This is a genomic window from Flavobacterium tiangeerense (assembly GCF_007830355.1).
Lineage (GTDB): Bacteria > Bacteroidota > Bacteroidia > Flavobacteriales > Flavobacteriaceae > Flavobacterium > Flavobacterium tiangeerense.
In genome coordinates, this window is sequence record NZ_VLKO01000004.1 from 112,824 (window position 1) to 127,256 (window position 14,433).

The 14,433-nt window shown below is 35.4% G+C and carries 11 protein-coding genes; 6 read left to right on the forward strand and 5 right to left on the reverse strand.

The window, feature by feature from the left end; translation table 11 throughout:
• Positions 1 to 96: 96 nt before the first annotated feature.
• From IQ05_RS05295 to IQ05_RS05320, 6 genes are all read left to right on the forward strand, one after another.
• Positions 97 to 2,022 carry a cellulase family glycosylhydrolase gene (locus IQ05_RS05295; protein ID WP_144890758.1) on the forward strand — a complete coding sequence of 642 codons (1,926 nt, stop codon included), beginning with the start codon at positions 97 to 99 and terminating at the stop codon, positions 2,020 to 2,022.
• A gap of 379 nt (positions 2,023 to 2,401) precedes the next feature.
• Positions 2,402 to 4,621, forward strand: a complete 2,220-nt coding sequence (gene bglX, locus IQ05_RS05300) for a beta-glucosidase BglX (protein ID WP_144890760.1) — start codon at positions 2,402 to 2,404, stop codon at positions 4,619 to 4,621.
• 14 nt (positions 4,622 to 4,635) lie between these two features.
• Positions 4,636 to 5,547 (forward strand): sialate O-acetylesterase, encoded by a 912-nt coding sequence (locus tag IQ05_RS05305; RefSeq protein ID WP_144890762.1) that lies wholly within the window; start codon positions 4,636 to 4,638, stop codon positions 5,545 to 5,547.
• A 385-nt stretch (positions 5,548 to 5,932) separates the two neighbouring features.
• Positions 5,933 to 6,295 (forward strand): BlaI/MecI/CopY family transcriptional regulator, encoded by a 363-nt coding sequence (locus tag IQ05_RS05310; RefSeq protein WP_144890764.1) that lies wholly within the window; start codon positions 5,933 to 5,935, stop codon positions 6,293 to 6,295.
• Entirely contained in the window at positions 6,292 to 8,376 is a 2,085-nt protein-coding gene (locus IQ05_RS05315; protein WP_144890766.1) for a M56 family metallopeptidase, read from the forward strand. The genes IQ05_RS05310 and IQ05_RS05315 overlap by 4 nt, the downstream gene beginning before the upstream one ends.
• Before the next feature lie 448 nt (positions 8,377 to 8,824).
• Positions 8,825 to 9,388: a sialate O-acetylesterase gene (locus tag IQ05_RS05320; RefSeq protein ID WP_144890768.1), complete on the forward strand. Its 564-nt coding sequence runs from the start codon at positions 8,825 to 8,827 to the stop codon at positions 9,386 to 9,388.
• 168 nt (positions 9,389 to 9,556) lie between these two features.
• Here IQ05_RS05320 and IQ05_RS05325 read toward each other — a convergent pair whose 3' ends face one another.
• From IQ05_RS05325 to IQ05_RS05345, 5 genes are all read right to left on the reverse strand, one after another.
• On the reverse strand, positions 9,557 to 10,996 hold the full coding sequence (locus IQ05_RS05325; RefSeq protein WP_144890770.1) for an FAD-dependent oxidoreductase: 1,440 nt from the start codon (positions 10,994 to 10,996) through the stop codon (positions 9,557 to 9,559).
• An 80-nt stretch (positions 10,997 to 11,076) separates the two neighbouring features.
• Positions 11,077 to 12,009 (reverse strand): transglutaminase, encoded by a 933-nt coding sequence (locus IQ05_RS05330; RefSeq protein ID WP_144890772.1) that lies wholly within the window; start codon positions 12,007 to 12,009, stop codon positions 11,077 to 11,079.
• 21 nt (positions 12,010 to 12,030) lie between these two features.
• Positions 12,031 to 12,882 (reverse strand): substrate-binding domain-containing protein, encoded by an 852-nt coding sequence (locus IQ05_RS05335; RefSeq protein WP_144890774.1) that lies wholly within the window; start codon positions 12,880 to 12,882, stop codon positions 12,031 to 12,033.
• On the reverse strand, positions 12,882 to 13,409 hold the full coding sequence (locus IQ05_RS05340; protein WP_144890776.1) for a GNAT family N-acetyltransferase: 528 nt from the start codon (positions 13,407 to 13,409) through the stop codon (positions 12,882 to 12,884). The genes IQ05_RS05335 and IQ05_RS05340 overlap by 1 nt, the downstream gene beginning before the upstream one ends.
• Before the next feature lie 129 nt (positions 13,410 to 13,538).
• The gene (locus tag IQ05_RS05345; RefSeq protein WP_144890778.1) at positions 13,539 to 14,408 is read right to left on the reverse strand and encodes a nucleoside phosphorylase; all 870 of its coding nucleotides are present in this window, start codon (positions 14,406 to 14,408) and stop codon (positions 13,539 to 13,541) included.
• Positions 14,409 to 14,433 lie beyond the last annotated feature (25 nt).

The following is a 14,433-nucleotide window of genomic DNA, read 5'->3' on the forward strand; positions in this document are numbered from 1 at the left end:
TTTAGTATTGATATATTGATGTCTGGTTGAAAAGTGATTTTTTTTGAGATCAACTCTTTTGTATAATCTTTATATAATATTAACTAACCAAAAACTATGAAGAACAATAAACCAAAAACCAGAATAAACCAGAAACTTAGATTTCAACAAAGTAGTATTAGCATGATGCTCTTATTTCTTTGTTTACAAGTAAACTCCCAGAGACTGACTGTTTCAAACACAGGAGCCAAGATACTCAAAGACGGAAACCCTATAACCTTAAGAGGTGTGAATTTTGGCAATTGGCTTGTTTGGGAGGGATACATGATGAATATTGAGCCAGGTGGCAATGTGAGAGAAAAATCGCCTACTCAAATTAGAGGATTATTTAAAGACTTATTTGGAAATGATGAAGCAAAAACAGTAAGTTTTGAAAATAATTGGAGAAATTCATACATCACAAATTCTGATTTTGCTCAAGCAAAAGCGCTAGGTTATAACGTTGTTAGAATCCCGTTTGCATATAATATGTTTTGGAATCAAAATACTGGTACTCTTACTAATGATGGATTCATTTGGCTAGATAAAGCAGTGACTTGGGCCAAAAATAATAATATACACGTAATTCTTTGTTTGCATACAGCACCAGGTTATCAAAGTAAAAGTTATACTTGCGACAATCCAAACGGTGCGATACCAGATTTTTGGAACAACTGGAACAATGTTAACATTGCTGCGAGTATTTGGAATCATATAGCAAATCATTATAAAAATTTTGTTGGTAATGAGTGGATTGCGGGCTATGACCTACTTAATGAACCAGTTTTGGACAATGGAAATGGTCAAAAAAGTAGTTTAATGGCTTCTTATAAAGTAATGACTGCAAGAATCAGAGAGGTCGATTCAAATCATCTCATTTTTGCACAAGGAAATTATTATGGCAGTGATTTTTATGATATGTTGCAACGATGGGACTCAAACCTCGTATTCGAAAATCATTATTATGGACCACAAGGGCAGTTAGATCCCAATCCTGATTTGAATTTAATAAAAGGACAAGGTGCCGCATTGAATATTCCTGTATGGGCGGGAGAATTTGGAGAGAATACCTTGGATTGGATTCGTGATGCCAGAATAGATTATGATGCTGCCAACGTTGGTTGGGCATTTTGGGCTTGGAAAAGACAATACACCGATCGATCTATTTACTCTTTTCCTGGTACTCCAAAATGGGATGCGCTTTGTAATTATGTGAAATTTGGAAGTGCCAAACCTAGTATAGCTGATGCAATAACAGCAACTAATGAAATTTGTAATAAATCTTTATTAGCCAATTGTAATTTAGTCAGCACATTACAAGACAGGCTCAGACCTATTGCTCCTATTGGCAGCGTAATAGCACTCCAAAATAGCGGTAAATATGTTTCTTCAAACAATAGCGTGGGAGTGGTAACTGCAGATAGAGGTACAGCTCAAGGTTGGGAAAAATTTACAGTTGTAAATGCGGGGGACAATAAAATTGCTCTAAAAGACAGTAATGGAAAATATATGAATTCGCAAAACGGAGCTTCACCTGTTACGTCTAATAGTACTGCTGTTAGTGGATGGGAATCATTTGAGTGGATTAATATTGGACAACAAGTAGCCTTAAAAGGATTCAATGGAAAATTTCTTTGTTCAGAAGGAGGCGCAGTTACTGGCATGAATTGTAACAGAGAATCCGTGTCTGGTTGGGAATCTTTTAATTACGCTTCAACTACTGCAAAAATATCGGTTGAAAAGACTCTAATAAATGAGAATGAGTTTGCCGTATTTCCAAATCCAGTTTCTGATAAATTAAATTTTAGTGTTCCAGAAGGCTTTACCAAATACACTGCACAAATCTTTGACCTTACTGGCAAACAATATTCAATCACAAAAATAGATTCAAAAGAAAGTACAAATTCAATAGACATGAATAATTTACCTGATGGAGTTTATATTTTACGCTTGACCAATAACCTCGAAGTTAAATCTGCAATCGTAATAAAGAAAAGTCGTTAAAAGTGATTTTAGGTACGTTCATTTATTCTAAAGTAAGTAGAATAAAGGGAATTCAATAACCTATCGCAACAAAACAGACATACTATAATACTTGCATAAAACTCCCGGAGACCTAGAAAAAGATGCTGCAATATCTAATTACGATGCTTTATAACCATCGCTCTGGGAGCAAATGCAAATTCAAAGTTGAAGTGTAATAGCAAAATGTTTTCTATTTATTTGCTAACACGCTACACTCAGAAAATATAATTCTTAAACATAGAATCAATAAAATTCGCGGATAATTCGCAGGAGGAAATTTTAATCTTGATTTTTTGGAGTTTAAAAAAGAAGCTAAGTCATACTAGCGATTTGGCTAATTGCATATAAAATTTTAATAATGAAGAAAACAATAATATCAGCAATACTATTCTTCTCTGTTTTTGCCTTTTCACAGCAACAAACTACAGACCAAAAAGTGGAAATTTTGCTAAATAAAATGACGCTCGAAGAGAAAATTGGGCAACTCAACCAATACACGGGAGACAATTCCGCTACCGCACCTATTACCATTAATTCCAATAAGAAAAGTGAAATTAAAAAAGGATTAATTGGTTCGATGTTGAATATTTTAGGAACAAAATATACACGGCAATACCAAGAATTAGCCATGCAATCCCGATTGAAAATCCCTTTACTTTTTGGTCAAGATGTGATTCATGGATACAAAACAACTTTTCCAATTCCGCTGGCCGAAGCGGCAAGTTGGGATTTAACTGCAATAGAACTTTCAGCCAGAATAGCGGCAACCGAAGCTGCTGCCTCAGGAATTCACTGGACATTTACGCCAATGGTGGATATTTCCCGTGACCCGCGCTGGGGCAGAGTGATGGAAGGTGCCGGTGAAGACACCTATTTGGGTTCAAAAATTGCCTATGCCAGAGTCAAAGGATTTCAAGGCAACTTGGGCGATGTGAATTCGGTTATGGCTTGTGTCAAACATTTTGCGGCCTATGGAGCAGCCATTGGCGGACGCGATTACAACTCGGTTGACATGAGCAACAGAATGCTTTGGGAAACCTATTTACCGCCTTTCAAAGCAGCTCTGGATGCGGGCGCTGCCACTTTCATGAATTCGTTTAATGACCTTAACGGAATACCGGCGAGTGGAAATACCTATCTGCTTAGGGATATCTTGAAAGGAAAATGGAATTTCCAAGGTTTTGTGGTTTCTGATTGGGGTTCGATAGGCGAAATGGTGAATCACGGTTACGTAAAAGACAACAAAGAAGCAGCTCTAGCCTCAATAACTGCCGGAAGCGATATGGATATGGAAAGTAATGCCTACCGTTATCATTTGGAACAATTGGTAAAAGAAAATAAAGTTTCTGTAGCTTTAATTGACGATGCTGTAAAAAGAATTTTGCGCAAGAAATTTGAATTGGGACTTTTTGATGATCCCTATAAATTTTGTAATCCAGAAAGGGAACAAAGAGAACTAAATAATCCGGAACATACCAAAGCGGCTAGAGAAATAGCTGCCAAAAGTATTGTTCTCTTGAAAAATGAAAGAGATATTTTGCCATTATCCAAAGGATTAAAAACGATCGCTTTTATTGGACCAATGGTAAAATCCAAAAGAGACAATCACGGATTTTGGGCTGTTGATTTAAAAGAGGTGGATTCGACTTATATCGTTTCACAATGGGAAGGCTTGGAGAATAAAGTAGGTAAAAGAACCAAAATTTTATATGCCAAAGGTTGCGGAGTAGAAAGCAAAAGCAAAGAAGGTTTTGCAGATGCTTTATTAGTTGCCAGCCAAGCCGAGGTGATTATTTTGAGTATTGGAGAAAATTTCAATAAAAGCGGGGAAGCCAAAAGCAAAAGCAACCTGCAATTACCCGGAGTTCAGGAAGATTTAATCAAAGAACTCCAAAAAACGGGGAAGCCAATAGTGATTTTGATAAATGCGGGAAGACCACTGGTTTTTGATTGGATTGCCGATAATATGCCGACAATGGTCTATACCTGGTGGCTAGGTTCTGAGGCAGGAAATGCCATTGCCGATGTTCTTTTTGGAGATTATAACCCTTCTGGAAAATTACCAATGTCATTCCCAAGAACCGAAGGACAAATTCCGATTTATTACAATCATTTCAATACTGGACGACCTTCTATTAATGAAGATAAAGTGTATAAATCGGCTTATATTGATTTGCCCAATTCCCCAAAATTCCCATTTGGATTCGGATTGAGTTATACGACTTTTGAATATTCGGATTTGAAATTGTCTAAAAAAACAATGAAGAATAGTGAATTCATTTCGGTTTCGGTAAACATAAAAAATGTGGGAAGCGTGAAAGGGGAAGAGGTGGTTCAGTTGTATTTGAGAGACAAAGTGGGTTCGGTAGTGCGCCCAATTATCGAGCTGAAAGATTTTCAAAAAATCAGTTTGAATCGAGGGGAAACCAAAACCATTCAGTTTACGATAGACAATCAAAAACTGTCTTTTTATAACAATGCATTGGAATTCGGTTCAGAACCGGGTGATTTCGATCTGATGATTGGGTCGTCTTCGGCAGATATCCGTTTGAGAGACAGTTTTGAATTGGTAAAATAATTTAAATAATTTATATGAAATATATTTTAATGTTTTTTCTAGTGCCTTATTTGCTTTTGGCACAAACCAAAAAAGATACCATCAGAGTATTTTATTTGGGAGGTCAGTCGAACATGCAAGGGTATGGGTATGTAAAAGAGCTACCCGATTCTTTAAATAAAAAAAATAAAAATGTTTTTATTTACCAAGGAAATCCTGTCGGAGATAATGATGCAACTGGAGGTTTAGGAAAGTGGGATGTGCTTCAGCCAGGGAACGGAACTGGTTTTGCTTCGGATGGAAAAAACAATACACTTTCGGATCGATTTGGTGTTGAGCTTTCGTTTGCAAAAAAACTACAAGAATTATATCCAAACCAAAAACTTGCGATTATAAAATATGCCAGAAATGGATCATCGATTGATAGTAGCGGGACTGCCTATTTTGGTGCTTGGGAGCCTGATTTTAGAGGAGGAAAAGGAATCAATCAATACGATTATTTTCTAAAAACAGTCAACAATGCTATGGCTGTACAAGACATAAATGGTGATGGAATTGAAGATGTTTTGATTCCAAGCGGTATTATTTGGATGCAAGGAGAAAGTGATGCCGATAAAACAGAACTGGTAGCCAATCAATATTATGCAAATTTGAAAAGGTTGATGGAACTTATGCGAGCGACTTTTAGAAACAATGATTTACCAATAGTCATTGGAAAAATATCCGATTCCGGTAATGATGTGGATGGAAAAGTTTGGGGTTTTGGAGAATTGGTGCAATATGGTCAAGAAAAATTTGCAGCAACTGAACCCAATGTAGCAATTGTAAGGAGTACTAGCGATTATAAATATTCAGATAAATACCATTATAAAAGTGACGGTTATATTGATTTGGGAAAAGAATTTGCAAAGGCAGTTTTTCTTCTGAATAAAAAGAAATCCCAATAAAACCAAAGGAGAATATTTGAATTGACGGCGTATCAAAAACATTAGATTTTAATTTTTAGAAAACATGCTTTAAGTTCTAAAAAAAGTAAAAATTAGGATTAACTGTTCGTTTGCAGTCCCTAATAATTCATAATTTTAAAAAATTAACTAGTACAAGCCGATAAATTTAAAAATTTATTGGCTTTTTCATTTTGGATAATTTGTAAAGCATTCATCGATAGCTACAAGCACGGGCAAGACACAACTTCGCTGAGCTTGAAAAATAGTATCAAAATCACTTCTTGTCTTAGTTTACTCTAAATACTAACGATTTAGTTAAAATATTAACCAATTAGTTTTGCTACTAATTAATTAGTAGTTATATTTGTTGAAATATTTTTATACTATGATAAAATTAGCTAAACGCGAGGAACAGATTATGCAAGTCTTTTGGGATTTGAAAAAAGGCTTTATTAGAGATATAATTCCATTGCTGCCAGACCCGAAACCGCATTACAATAGTGTAGCAACAATTGTCAAGATTCTCAAAGAAAAAGGATTTTTGAATCATGAAACAACAGGGAATATGCATTGTTTTTTTCCGATTATCAGCAGGGAAGCATATCAGCAGTTTGCACTTAAGGATGTTGTTAGCCAATATTTTGATAATTCGTATCCTAGAATGCTCGCTTTTTTTGCCAAAGAGCAAAAGCTTACTGAAAAGGAACTGGATGACATTGTAAACATCATTAAAAAAGACAACGTATGATACCATATATTTTGTACACAGCCCTAATTCTTTGTGCTTGCCTTTTGTTTTATAAATTGCTTTTACAGAAAGAAACTTTTTTTCAATTGAACAGATTTGTCTTGCTTGCTTGTATGGTTTTGGCTTTTATTGTGCCATTGCTTCCTATTCCGCAGCAATTATCCTTGCGAAAAGTTGCAGTACAAGCACACGTTCCTCTGGCGAAAGCGGCTGGTGACAAAAGTCAAATTATTGGGCTAAAAGGACCGGCAGTGAAGGAGGTTATTGTCGAACAAGCCAGACAGACTTTTGATGTAGGCTCATTGCTACAATGGCTGGTGTATTTGTATTGGTTTGGTGTACTGCTATTTGGTCTTAACTTTTTAATGCAGGCTTGTGTGTTGCTGTACAGAGCGTATTCTTCATCTTCAATTCAGGACGGGAAATTCCGAATTGTTGAAATCACTGGTGACAATGCACCTTGTTCGTTTGCCAATACTATTTTTATCAATCCCGAAAAGTACGAGTGGGAAACGTACAATCAGATTTTGCTACATGAAAAAATTCATATTGAGCAAAAACATACTATTGATTTATTACTTGCTGAAGCCGTTATTATTTTTCAGTGGTTTAATCCTTTTGCCTGGCAATGGCGAAAAGCATTAGAAAGTAATCTTGAATTTTTGACTGATAATAAAATGCTACAACAGGAAACTGTTGAAAAAGAGAGCTATCAGTTTAGCCTGCTTAAAGTGGCGGCGCCCCATTTTCCGTTGAGTCTTACAACTAACTATAATCAATCATTAATCAAAAAACGAATCATTATGATGAATTCAAAAAAATCAAACGTACACACAACTTGGAAATATTTTTTCCTCTTGCCTTTATTGGTTTTGTTTGCCTGCCTTTTTAATCAGCCTGTAGCGCAGGGTCAAACAACAAATTTAAATGAAATAACTAAAGTGCAATCAAACATTCAAAACGGGATGGATACCGAGGGCAGCTGGTTTGCCGTTATCAAAGGGAATACTGTAAATATTCAGTTTAGGAATGATGGTGGAGATACTTCTTCAAGTACTTTCCAGTTGAGCGAATTAACAGGACTTACAAAGGACATGAAAGGCGAGTTTACAATAACACGCGAGGCAGGAACCATGAAATTTGAAGGGAAATTTGAAGGTAACAATGGAATGGGAAGCTATAACTTTATAGCCAATAAAAATTTCAATACCGTAATCGCACAAGAGGGAGTTGCAGTTGCAGATGAAAGTGACCTCATGGCTTTTTTTATGGTAAACGTGAAAATTTCATATGTAAAAATGCTGAAGAAAAATGGATACAAGAACGTTGACAAAGATCAATTGATTCCGTTGGCTGCATTAGGTGCAAATGAGGAATATATCACCTCTATTAAACAGGCCGATATTCCTGATTTTGATTTAGAAGACTTAATTCCTTTTAAATCAATGGGGATTGATAAAGCGTTCATCGACGAAATTCGTCAGGCTGGCTATAAAAATATTTCTGCTGATAATATTATTGCTTTAAAATCTCAAGGTATTAATGGCAAATTCATTAGTGATTTTCATGCTTCAACTAACGGTAATGACGATGATGAAACTGGGGATGACGTTATTGCATTTAAATCAATGAATATCGATGCGGCATTTGTGGATTCTTTTAAAGCTGTTGGATATACTAATCTTTCTAACAATGACCTTATGGCTTTGAAATCTTTAAATATTACCCCAAATTACATCAGTGAGTTTGAAAAATTGGGTTACAAAAATATCAAAATAGATGATCTATTTGCTTTGAAATCACTTAATGTTACCTCAAAATACATCAGTGATTTTGGAAAAGCGGGTTTCAATAACATTAAGATAGACGATTTAGTTGCCATGAAATCACAAAATATAACTTCTGATTTAATCAAGGAATACAAAAATATAGGGTTCAACAACTTGAATATAGATGATGTTATTGGTGCTAAAGCTATGGGAGTTTCGCCATCTTTTATAAAATCGATGAAAGAAAAGGGACATAATTTTAAAACTCTTGAAAAATATATAGAATTTAAAGCTGTTGTTGGTGTCAATTAAATCTATTAAACAAGAGTTTCTTTGCTGCAACGGACTGGATATAAAAAATTAAGACAGCATTTTTAAGTTGTAAGACTACATTCAACTAGACCCAAACCGAAAGGAATGGGTCTTTTTTTTGTTTAGGTAATATTTTGAATATTTTATATGAGCAAACAAAATATCAAAGAAATGCCAATCTAAAACTTTACAGCTTATTTTTAAATAACTAAAGATTTGTCTACTATTGGAAAAATATTTAAATAATTTGGGAATCAGTTACAATACTCAATACATTTGAAGCATGAATAAGAAAAAGTGCTTACAAAATGCTTAATTATCGCTAGAGAATTCTGCTTGGTAAAGCATTATTCAATTCAGAAATAGTTTAATTGTAGACTCTAAATTAACCTAATAGAAACGGAGCCTTTCTTGTCATGGAAGGTTTTTTATATTGAAAAAACAAAAAATGATGCTTAAAAAATATGCTAGAAATGGATCATCGATTGATAGTAGCGGGACTGCCTATTTTGGTGCTTGGGAGCCTGATTTTAGAGCAGGAAAGGGAATCAATCAATACGATTATTTTCTGAAAACGGTCAACAATGCCATGGCTGTACAAGACATAAACGGAGATGGAGTTGAAGATGTTTTGATTCCAAGTGGTATTATTTGGATGCAAGGAGAGAGTGATGCCGATAAAACAGAACTGGTAGCCAATCAATATTATGCAAATTTGAAAAGGTTGATGGAACTTATGCGAGCGACTTTTAGAAACAATGATTTACCAATAGTCATTGGGAAAATATCAGATTCCGGTGATGATGTCGATGGAAAAGTTTGGGATTTTGGAGAATTGGTGCAGTATGGGCAAGAAAAATTTGCAGCAACCGAATCCAATGTAGCAATTGTAAGGAGTACTAACGGTTATAAATATTCAGATAAATACCATTATAAAAGTGACGGTTATATTGATTTGGGAAAAGAATTTGCAAAGGCAGTTTTTCTTTTGAATAAAAAGAAATCACAATAAAACTAGAGGCGAATCTTTTAATAGAATGTTTGATTATAGTCCCTGACATTTCAAAAGATAAACTCCATTAGAAATAATGGAGTTTTTTTATTTTTCATTTGGTTTTTTTTTAATTCCAATAAACTATAAAAATAGAAAGTCCTCACTGTACTAAAAAAACAAATCTATTTATCTGTTCAAACATCTTCCTCTTGGTTCATCACCCTCATGAAGCACAATTTCGGAATGCAAAAACTGCGCTGCAGCTGCAGAGTCATTTACTTTTGTAGCACTACGTTCTAACATTTCTAATTCAAACTCGGTTAATATACTTTCCCTTATTCCAACTTTTCTCCATTGCGATAATGGCCTGCATCCTCTTTTTATTACGCGAGCCAAATAAACTGCATCAAGCAAAGCTTGATTCGCACCTTGACCTTTAAATGGACTCATAGGATGAGCTGCATCTCCAATTAAGGTTACTGGTCCGGCTTTCGCCAAAAATTCCGACTTAAGTAATTCTCGGTCATAAACAGGATAGCCAGAAATCTGAGATTCTAGTGTTGCTAGTAAAATTTGAGGAATAGGATTATGCCACAGCGTTCTACGACACGCTTCTTCCTTTAATGCTTGAGCTCCTTGAGCACTCAAAGCCTTAGCTTCTTCTTCGGGAATTGGGAAACTCAATTGCCACATTACCGAGTCTGAATCATAAGGCATAACATAGATTCGTTCTTTGCCATTGGCAGTTTGAAATACAGTAGCCGAATCAAGTAGAGGACTATCGAGACCTTCAAGTGCTTTTAAAGGACAAATGCCTAAAATAACAATACAACCGAGATAGCGTAAAGTACTACTATCATCACCAATAAGTAACCTTCGTACCGAACTACGAATGCCATCGGCCCCAACGACAAGATCTGCTTTGTAGCTTTTTATCTTTCCATCCACTTGAAAGTTTAAATCAACACTTTCATCATTACATATTTTAAAATCTGTTAATTGGTGATCCCAATGTATTGCATCATTCCCGCCTAACTGCTCCAGAAGTGCTAAGCGCAAAGATTGCCGTGCAATATGAATGTTGGTGCGTTTTTGAAAAGTTTTAGCATCCGATTGTATCCATTTTCTAATTCCCCATTCGCCAATAACTGTTCCATCAATCGTGTGAACTACATGTCTTGTTGAAACTACTCCTTCATTCAATGAAATGATTCCCAAGCCTTCAATAGCTTTGCTGGCTTGTTGCAAAGTAAGCCCGTAACCTTGAGATCTTGCTTCAAAGTTGTTATCGCGTTCAAATATTGTAAAAGGAATTCCACGATGTAAACAAGCAACAGCAAGAGCAACTCCACCAATACCACCGCCAATAATAGCAACATGTGGGTAATTTTTTTTGTCTGCTTTTGGTGGATGTAACGTTTTAACTAAGCCAGATCCACTGCAGTGTGAGCAAGCATACAAGTGTCCTTTGGGTGGTGTTGGAGCTGGTTTAACTTGATTGTTTTTGTTAAAAACCTCTAGTTTAAGTAAATATTTATTTCGGACTTTCTTACTTAGCCCTTTACTTTTTTTACCACGTCCTTTACATTCGAGACAAAGAGTCCAATAAGTTTTTGTATTTTCCACTATTGTCGTTACTTTTTTTACTGAAACAAATTACACTTTTGATTTGACTAATTTTAAAGAATTACCAAAAAGATGTTCGTTTAATCTAATGTCAAAGCCCCTAGAATCTCCTCAGACATGAATGGGCCGCCAGGATATTTAGCTGTATAATCTAGGTTTAACCAAATTTGTCCGCGTTCATCAACATGATAATGTAATTTTTGATCTGTACTTTCCTTGGGGAAAAGAATATTTTTGATTAAAAAATTCACTTGCTCTAAGTCAGTTGCAGTACCTATTAAAATCTCAGGATAAATATGCCCGGTAGTATGAATCAATCTTGGGGTACCACCTATAGATTTGATACTGGCCGCCATTAAAATAGAGTGATCATCGCAATCCCCAGACAAATATAGCAAAGACTCTGAGGCTGAAGCAATATAATCTCGTGCTTTGGGATCACTTACGTAATTCCAACGGCTGTTGATTTCTTTAAAAACGGCAAAGCATTGAATGATTGTTCTATAATCCGAATAACCTTTTAATCCTTTAAAATGCTTATTCGTGGCCATTAAGGCAAAATTTCTAATTTTTGGATTTTGATATTCTATTGCGTTGACAATTTTTGATTTGTTTGGAAACGGAAGCAACTTAGCAATAATAATGTCTTGGGGATACGGATTGTCAGACATAGTGTACATCATGGAGTTGTAGTCTTCAAAAACGTTATTAAATCCATAATTTCCAATGGTTGATCCATAAATTAAAACAAGTACATATATAAAAATGCAAAGTATAATTATTGTTCTTAAAAGCCGCAATACAAGTTGTATCAGGACAATCATTACAATAAAAATAATCACTCTGTCAATATTCAAAAACCAATTGGGATTAATTAAGTTTTGATGTAAAATGATAAAAAGTGGAATAGCAATTAATACATTCAGTACAAAAATAATAACATCGTCCCAAGGTTTTTTGACCTGAAAACGATGCTTAATTCCCTGAAAATTAATTTCTTTTTTTTGTATCATAGTTACAATAAAAACAGTTTCCTATACTGTTTTTACAATGTCCTCAAAAGTACCTTTTTTATCAATAATTCCGAGTTCAAAAAGTTGATTTTGAACTTTGTTTAACATTTCAGGTTCTAATCCTTTTTGAGACCAACGCGTTAATCGTAACCACTCTTGAATATCTTCTATTTTTTGATAGTAGGCTTGAGCCAATGTTTTGTCAATGCTTGGTATATCTTTGAATTCTTGAGTGGTTTGATTGATGATCTCTAATACTTTCGCAACAGTTTCGGGTTGTTCTAGCAGTATTTCGTCGCGAACTGCAATTACAAAACATGGCCAAGGAGTAGGGCAATCTGTAACTCGTCTGAAAATGCCTTTGTCTACTAATGGTTTGGTCATAAAACGTTCCCACATAAAATAATCTGCGGTTCCTTTTGTTAAGGCTTCAACAGCTCCGTCGATGGTATTTACAATTTCAAATTGTAAATTAGTTGTATCCCAATTTTGATTATTTGCGTTTACGTAAGCCATCAATTGCGAACCAGAACCCAATCGGGAAATTGCAACTTTAGCGTTTTCTAAATCTACTAAGGTTTTAAAACGAGACTCCGCAGCCACGTGAATACCCCAAATTAAGGGACTTTCAACATATACTTGCACTATTTTACTGGGATTGCCAGCCGTGATGTCTTTAACAATTCCTTCTGTAAGGATAACTGCAATATCAGTTTCACCATCCCGAAGCATTTGACACATTTTTCCAGTTCCCTCAGGAACATCAGTCCATTGCAAATCGATATTTGCATTTTCAAAATCGCCGTTTTCAATGGCTAAATGCCAAGGCAAATTAAAGTGTTCTGGAACTCCTGCTATTTTTATAGTTTTCATTATAGATTGGGATTTTTTAATTCGTACCAATTCCAGGAAACGCCGTCTTCTAAATAGGTTTCTGTCATTTTCAGTCCGATTTTTTGCAATATTCTGTTTGAAGCGATATTATCGGAATGTGCAGCTGCTTCCATAACCGGAATTTTCATAGTTTTAAAACCATAGTCCAACCACGCAAAACTAGCTTCACTGGCGTACCCTTTACCCCAAAATTTTTCATCTAAGCGATACCCAATGTCGTAAAAATTGATTTTGTTATTGACCATTTCCGTATTGAATTTGAGTCCAGCCCAACCAATAAGTTCTTGACTCTCTTTTAAAATAATCACAAAGCGTCCGATATTATTCTGGATGTACTGCTTTTTAACAGATTCAATAGTTGCGTGTACTTCGCTAATATCTTTTACAGGTTTGTTCCAAAGGTATTGATGCACATTAGGATTTCGATCCATTTCGAACAACGCTTCAGCATCTGAAAGTTTCATTTCTCGCAAAACTAATCGGTCAGTTTCTAGAATTAAGTCCATGGTAAATTAATTTTAAATCTTTAGCACTGTTTGCCTTAGCCCTGATAGAAGCGGCATCCTCTTGTGGTAGCGCTAGCGAACACAAGAGATATAGCGGATAGCAGGAAACAGCTCCTTATTATTATAAAATTATTGTTTTGCTAGTTTATCAAGCGTGTAAGCAATTAGTTCATCTACAGCCTTATAAGGATCTTCACTAAAAGTTCCAGATGCACGATTGGCAATGATAGCGTTTAAAGACAATGCATTGTGTCCTAAAAGTGCCGAAAGGCCATAAATTGCAGCGGTTTCCATTTCTAAATTGGTAATTTGGTTGTCTCCATATTTAAAATTATCCATCTTTGAGTTCAGTGCTTCATCTTGAATGTTCAAACGTAGAACTCGCCCTTGCGGTCCGTAAAAACCTCCAGCAGTTGCTGTGATTCCTTTGTGCATTTTGTCACTTTCAATCACTTTTTCCAATTTTTCGGAACAAGCAATCACGTATGGTTTTCCTTTTTTTAAATCCCAGTTGGTGTGTTTCACAAAAGCATCTTCCATCTCCAGATTTGAAACTTCGTCAATTAAGTAGGAGCGGAGCATGTTGTCTAATCCCAAGCCAAATTTAGATAGCACAAAACTATCCACGGGAATATCAGCTTGCAAAGAACCTGAGGTTCCGATGCGAATGATGTTTAAGGAAGTTAAATTTTCTTTTGGCTTACGCGTTTCAAGATCGATGTTAACCAAAGCGTCAAGCTCGTTGATTACAATGTCAATATTATCCGGTCCAATACCGGTAGACATCACGGTAATACGCTTGCCTTTAAAAATTCCGGTTTGGGTTTTGAATTCTCTTTTTTGAGTTGAAAATTCAATACTATCGAAAAATTGAGTGATTTTCTCTACACGATTTTGATCTCCTACAAAGATGATATCGTGCGCAATATTTTCAGGTTTTAAATTCAAATGGTAAACGCTACCGTCCGGATTTAATATTAATTCTGATGATTGTATCATTATTTTTTTGTTTAAGGTTTAAGGT